Here is a 3,661-nt window from a genome sequence, read left to right as displayed (position 1 = left end):
GTTGCCCTTGTCGATCGGCGAGGTCCGGCGCCCGGCATGGAAGGCCGGGGTGTTCATGAACGGCACGACGATCACCCGCCCGCTGACCTCTTCGGCGGTCAGCTGCTGGGCCAGCTTGCTCAGCGCCACCGGACCTTCGTATTCATCGCCATGGTTGCCTCCGCTGAGCAACGCGGTCGGGCCACTGCCGCGCTGGATCACGGTGATGGGAATCATCACCGCGCCCCAGGCCGAATCGTCCCGCGAATACGGCAGCTTGAGAAAACCGTGCTGCACGCCCTCGCGGCTGAAATCCACCGTGGCGCTGATGGGATTATCGGGCAATTCAGGCATGGCTCAATCCTTCACGAACAGTTGACGAGGCACGTTGCACAGCGTCTCGACGCCGGTCTCGGTGATCAAGATGCTCTCGGTGATTTCCAGGCCCCAATCGTCCATCCACAGCCCCGGCATGAAGTGGAAGGTCATGCCCGGTTGCAACACGCTGTTGTCACCGGGACGCAGGCTCATGGTGCGCTCGCCCCAATCCGGTGGATAACTGATACCGATGGGGTAGCCGCAACGGCTGTCCTTGTGGATGCCGAATTTCTCCAGCACCTTGAAAAACGCCACGGCGATGTCGCCTGTGGTGTTGCCCGGCTTGGCCGCGTCCAGGCCAGCGGCGATGCCCTCGACCACGGCCTTTTCACCGTCGAGGAAATGTTGCGGCGGCTTGCCCAGGTAAATCGTGCGCGACAGCGGGCAGTGGTAACGCTTGTAGCAACCGGCGATTTCAAAGAACGTGCCGGCGCCCCGTTCGAACGGCGAATCGTCCCAGGTCAGGTGCGGCGCGCTGGCGTCGGCCCCGGTGGGCAACAGCGGCACGATGGCCGGGTAGTCGCCGCCGTGGCCGTCGGCACCGAGGATGCCGCTGCTGTAGATCTCGGCCACCAGTTCGTTCTTGCGCATGCCCGGTTCGATCCGTTCGAGGATCCGGCCATGCATGTTCTCGACGATGCGCGCCGCGATGCGCATGTAGGCGATTTCCTGGGGCGACTTGACCGCGCGCTGCCAGTTCACCAGGCCCACCGCATCGACCAGTCTCGCCTCGGGCAGGTGCTTTTGCAGGGACAGGTACGCGGCGGCGCTGAAGTAGTAGTTGTCCATTTCCACGCCGATGGTCAGGGCGCCCCAGCCACGGGCGATGATCACCTCGCGGGACAGGTAGTCCATGGGATGGCGCTCGCGGGACTGCACGTAGATGTCCGGGTAACCGACGATATTGTCGGCCTGCATGAACACCGTGCGCCTGGCACCGTTGGCATCCTGGCCGCGACCGAACCACACGGGTTCGCCGTCCAGCGCCAACAGCACGCATTGATGCACATAGAACGACCACCCGTCGTAGCCGGTGAGCCAGGCCATGTTCGACGGATCGGTGACCAGCAGCAGCTCCAGGCCCTGGGCCTGCATGGCCACGCGGACCTTTGCCAGGCGCTGGGCGTATTCCTCCCGCTGGAACGGAAGATTGACGACTATCTCTGACATCCACCTGCCCTCTGTTCAATGAATCATGAGAAAACGGATCTAGCGGCCGAACGCAAAGCCCTTGCCCGCCACCCGCGCCCGCTCGAAGGCGAGGTTGGCGATAGCGGTGTCCTGGGCGCCGGTGCCGGTGAGGTCGCACAGAGTCACTTGCGCCGCATCGGAACGCCCGATTCGCTGCCCCGCCAACACGTGTCCCAGTTCCATCAGCGCCGGATCGTCTCGAACGGTGCCGGCCGCCAACGCGTGGTGCAGCTCACCCAGTACACGGGTCTGGCTCAAGCGGTCGGCGACATAGCAATCGACGGCCGCCAAGGCTTGCGGGGAGATTTCGTTCTTGTGCTCCGCGTCCGAGCCCATCGCGGTGATGTGCAGGCCCGGATGCAAATGGCGGGCTTCGATCAACGGCTCGCGACTGGGGGTGCAAGTGATCGCAATATCCACGCCCTCCACCGCTTCATCGATGGAGGCGCATGGCGTAACGGCAAGCCCGGTGTCACGAGCCAGTTCGGCACTGAACGCCCGGGCCTTTTGCGCGTCCCGCGCCCAGACCCGCACCTCGTCGATCGGCCGCACCAGCCGCAGTGCCCGGAGTTGCAACGCCGCCTGCTCACCGGCGCCGATCAGCGCCACGCTGTGGCTGTCCTCGCGGGACAGGCAACGCGCCGCCACCGCCCCAGCCGCGGCGGTGCGCACGGCGGTGAGGTAACCGTTGTCCAGCAACAACGCGTCCAGCAGGCCGGTGCGTGCCGAGAGCAGCATCATCATGCCGTTCAGGCTGGGCAGGCCGAGCTTGGGGTTGTCGAAAAATCCCGGGCTGACCTTGATGGCGAAGCGTTCCAGGCCCGGCAGGTAAGCGGTCTTCACATCCACTTCACCGTTGTACTCGGGGATGTCCAATCGCAGGATCGGTGGCATCGCCACCGCGGCGGTGGCCAACAGCACGAACGCTTGCTCGACGGCATCGACACTGGCCAGGTCGAGGGCCACGCAGCTGCGCAGGTCGGCTTCGCTCAATAGGGTGACTTCACTCATGGCAGGCTCCGTTAAGGGGTATCAGGCGTTGTCGCCAGCGATCACGCGGGCATGGTGTTCGGTGTCGACGTTGCGCCCGCTGACCACGAGGACGATGGGGCCGCGCGGCTCGACCAGGCCATCGAGCAACGCCGCGATGCCGACCACGGCGGCGCCTTCGAGCACCAGGCGTTCGTGGTGATAGGCATGGCGGATGGCATTGGCGATGGAGGCTTCCGAGAGTAGGTGCAGGTCATCGATCAACTGCCGGGTCATGGCGAAGGTGTAGCGGTTGTCCAGGCCGATGCCGCCGCCGAGGGAGTCGGCCAGGGTCGGCAGCTCTTCGATTTCCGCTGGCTGGCCAGCGGCGAGGCTGGCGTGCATCGCCGCGCCTCGGGCCATGCTGATGCCGTGGACCTGAATCGTCGGGTTGGCACTTTTCAGGGCCAGGGCAACGCCGGCGAACAGGCCACCACCGGACAACGGAACGAGAACCTGGGCCACGTCCGGTTGCTGTTCGAGGATTTCCAGGCCGAGGGTGCCTTGGCCGGCGATGATCGCCGGATGATCGAAGGGCGGCAGGAAAGTCGCGCCCTGCTCGCTCGCGATACGTTCGGCTTCGCGCTGGGCATCGTCCTGGGACTGGCCGACGATGCACACCTCGGCGCCCAAATCGCGAATCGCCTGCACCTTGTTGGCCGGCACCAGGTTCGACAGGCAGACCATCGCCCGGACGCCCTGCTGCGAGGCGGCATAAGCGAGCGCCCGGCCATGATTGCCAGTCGAAGCCGTGACCACACCGCGCGCCTTCTGCTCGGGGCTGAGTTGCGCGACGGCATTGCTCGCCCCACGCAGCTTGAAGCTGCCGGTGATTTGCAGGGCTTCCAGCTTGAGGTACACCGGCACCCCCATCAGTCGCGACAGGCTGGGGGAATGCTCCATGGGCGTGCGCCTGACCTGCGACTCGATGCGCTGGCGAGCGAGGAAAATGTCCTGAAGCTGCAACCCTGTCATGACCGCGTCCCGAGCAGATGTGTTGGGCGCAGTCTAAGAGGGCCGGATTGTGGTGATGAATGTACTAGGGCAATTTAGTGATGAAGTTCCAAAGTCACCACAAATCCCT

3 protein-coding genes and 1 pseudogene are annotated in these 3,661 nt (G+C 64.9%); all 4 read right to left on the bottom strand.

All coding sequences use genetic code 11. The annotated features are described in order from the left end of the window. Positions 1-333: pseudogene (locus tag OC610_RS23145) on the bottom strand (succinylglutamate desuccinylase/aspartoacylase domain-containing protein); the annotation flags it as partial. A 3-nt stretch (positions 334-336) separates the two neighbouring features. Further along, positions 337-1,527 (bottom strand): ectoine hydrolase DoeA, encoded by a 1,191-nt coding sequence (gene doeA / locus OC610_RS23140; protein ID WP_264431127.1) that lies wholly within the window; start codon positions 1,525-1,527, stop codon positions 337-339. Between the two features lie 39 nt (positions 1,528-1,566). Continuing rightward, a complete protein-coding gene (locus OC610_RS23135) occupies positions 1,567-2,559 on the bottom strand; it encodes a cyclodeaminase (RefSeq protein WP_264431126.1) in 993 nt (330 codons plus the stop codon). 21 nt (positions 2,560-2,580) lie between these two features. Then, positions 2,581-3,552, bottom strand: a complete 972-nt coding sequence (gene eutB / locus OC610_RS23130; RefSeq protein WP_264431125.1) for a hydroxyectoine utilization dehydratase EutB — start codon at positions 3,550-3,552, stop codon at positions 2,581-2,583. Positions 3,553-3,661 lie beyond the last annotated feature (109 nt).

Origin of the sequence: Pseudomonas agronomica, assembly GCF_025917275.1 — a bacterium.
GTDB lineage: Bacteria > Pseudomonadota > Gammaproteobacteria > Pseudomonadales > Pseudomonadaceae > Aquipseudomonas > Aquipseudomonas agronomica.
The sequence above is the reverse complement of the archived record's forward strand: the minus strand, read 5'-3'. Positions and strand labels throughout refer to the sequence as shown.

Bases quoted from the DNA above. Each gene is read 5' to 3' on its own strand.
- doeA (WP_264431127.1), bottom strand. From the start codon at position 1,527: ATGTCAGAGATAGTCGTCAATCTTCCGTTCCAGCGGGAGGAATACGCC.
- OC610_RS23135 (WP_264431126.1), bottom strand. From the start codon at position 2,559: ATGAGTGAAGTCACCCTATTGAGCGAAGCCGACCTGCGCAGCTGCGTG.
- eutB (WP_264431125.1), bottom strand. From the start codon at position 3,552: ATGACAGGGTTGCAGCTTCAGGACATTTTCCTCGCTCGCCAGCGCATC.